This window comes from Mesorhizobium sp. M2A.F.Ca.ET.037.01.1.1 (assembly GCF_003998075.1).
Taxonomy (GTDB): Bacteria; Pseudomonadota; Alphaproteobacteria; order Rhizobiales; family Rhizobiaceae; genus Mesorhizobium.
This window is the reverse complement of record NZ_RZSA01001279.1, coordinates 1-1,548: the sequence shown is the minus strand read 5'-3', so window position 1 is coordinate 1,548 and position 1,548 is coordinate 1. Positions and strand designations below refer to the sequence as shown.

General features: G+C 62.1%; 1 protein-coding gene and 1 pseudogene. One reads left to right on the top strand and one right to left on the bottom strand.

The features are described from left to right. A pseudogene (locus EOA27_RS35905) lies at positions 1–682 on the bottom strand (glycosyl transferase family 1); the annotation flags it as partial. A 270-nt stretch (positions 683–952) separates the two neighbouring features. Here EOA27_RS35905 and EOA27_RS35900 point away from each other — a divergent pair. Continuing rightward, positions 953–1,548 (top strand): polysaccharide pyruvyl transferase family protein (locus tag EOA27_RS35900; protein ID WP_189562293.1); only part of this gene is annotated, 596 nt, incomplete at its 3' end.

The following is a 1,548-nucleotide window of genomic DNA, read 5'->3' as shown; positions in this document are numbered from 1 at the left end:
CCTCGAACCGCCCCGCCTGCCGGCGGGTGAAGTCGGCCACCAGCTCCAGCGAGCGGCGGCAGCGCAGCGCACCGAACCAGCCGATCCGCCAGGGCGGCGTCGCCGGGCCGTCGTCCTCGAAAGAATGCGCGGCGACAACGGATGCCGCCTCGAAATATTTGTTCTCGATCAGCTCGACAGGCGCGCCGATCTGCCCGAAGAGCTCGAAATAATTGGCGATGAAGGCCGGCGAACTGGTCACCAGAAGCTTCACGTCGCGGGCGAGATGACGCTCGGCGCCGCGCAATGTCCTGCCGACAAGATCGTCGCGCAGCACCAGGCGATGGATATCGAGGCATTCATAGACGATAGGCACGTTCGCCCCGAGAGCGGCATTGGCGCGGCGGGCAAGCGCCAGCATTTCGAGATTGCGCGCGATGATGAGATCGGGCCTGGGCATGACGCCCAGTTTCGCACCGATCGACATGGCTGCCTTGGCGACCGCCCCGAGGCGCTGCGCGAATCGGCCGTCGCGTGTCGCGCCGAGGTCGACAGGCCTGCTACCCTCGATCTCGGCGACCGGACTGGCGGTGCGACGGAAGCCCGCCAGGGTGACCCCGGCGCCTCCTGCCTTGAGCATTTGGACCCTGCGGCGCACTGCCGGGTCGGATACGTCATGCACAAGGTACAAGACATGCAGCATGAAACTCGACCGATGTTCGGCCCACCCATCGGGGATGCTAGTACAGCTTTTGCTGCATCGCAACAATTTTGGTGCGGCGTAGCGAAGCGCATTGCGCTTTTTGTTGCACTGCAAAAACCCTGAGCTTAAGTTATCCTCGGCAACGGTTGGCGACCGGTCGGTCGTCGGAAGGGTGGCGGCGAGCGCACAGGCACAGCGAATCGACATACCGGCATTTGGGCGACAAGGGGGCCGCCTTTTTCGGAAACCTGCCCAAGATGAGGAGATGCGATGAAGATCATCGTCGAGAACACGGTCTGCCTGAACACGGGAGACGCAGCGATCCTGCTGGCCATTCGCCACATTCTGAGGACTGTCGCCGGCGACGGCTTGCGCTTTTTCGTCTTCGACAGCCAGCCCGAGGTCGCCGCGAGGCTCTATCCAAAGAAGGATTACCCCGACCTGGAATTTCACAAGCTCCTGTCGGAGACCCTCTTCCGCTACCCTTCGGGAAGCGGTGTGAAAGATCGGCTCAAGCCGCACTACAACCGGCTGGTCCACAAGGTGCTGCGGAATTTCGGCTCTGACAGCCTTCTCGGCCGCGCTTTTTTCAAGGAGAGCGACCGCCGCGGCCTCGATATCTACCAGAACGCCGACCTCGTGGTCACGACTGGCGGCACCTATCTGGTTGAGAACTACAACCTTGAACGGCGACTGAACCAGTTCCGCCTGGATGCGGCCATCGGCAAGGATCCCGTATTCTTCACGCAGTCCCTCGGTCCGTTCAACAAACCTTACAATCGACACGAACTGAGCCCGATTTTCGATCGCAGTCCGCTCATCCTGCTGCGCGACGAGCGCTCCCGCCACCACATAGCGGACATGGT